The sequence below is a fragment of the Paraburkholderia sp. SIMBA_054 genome, from assembly GCF_046534875.1.
GTDB classification, from domain to species: Bacteria; Pseudomonadota; Gammaproteobacteria; order Burkholderiales; family Burkholderiaceae; genus Paraburkholderia; species Paraburkholderia hospita.
This window is the reverse complement of sequence record NZ_JAWRXV010000572.1, coordinates 1-286: the sequence shown is the minus strand read 5'-3', so window position 1 is coordinate 286 and position 286 is coordinate 1. Positions and strand designations below refer to the sequence as shown.

Annotated in this window: 1 protein-coding gene; it reads right to left on the bottom strand. The window is 59.4% G+C overall.

What is annotated here, in order from left to right; translation table 11 throughout:
- A partial coding sequence (locus SB822_RS56390; RefSeq protein WP_410859017.1) for a hypothetical protein occupies nucleotides 1-264 on the bottom strand: 264 nt, incomplete at its 3' end.
- Between the last annotated feature and the right edge of the window lie 22 nt (nucleotides 265-286).

Here is a 286-nt window from a genome sequence, read left to right as displayed (position 1 = left end):
CTCGGCGTTCAACTTGTGCGACTGGATGAAGTCCGCCGCAGCCCCGCACACTACACGGAGGCTGTGCAAGAACTGTTCGAAGTCGCCATCGCTGAGGCTGGCTTCGCGGCGCAGGTGATCGATCAGTCGGCTCCATCCCTGCGCATACCAATCCGACAGCGACCGATTCGGATGCTGTTGGAACTCTTCAAGGAATGCCGCGCTGTGCGGCGGCGTGCCGTCGCCTGGCTTGTCAGTAATCGATGGAAAGTCGTTGATGACCAAGTGAATCTCGACACGACTTCCC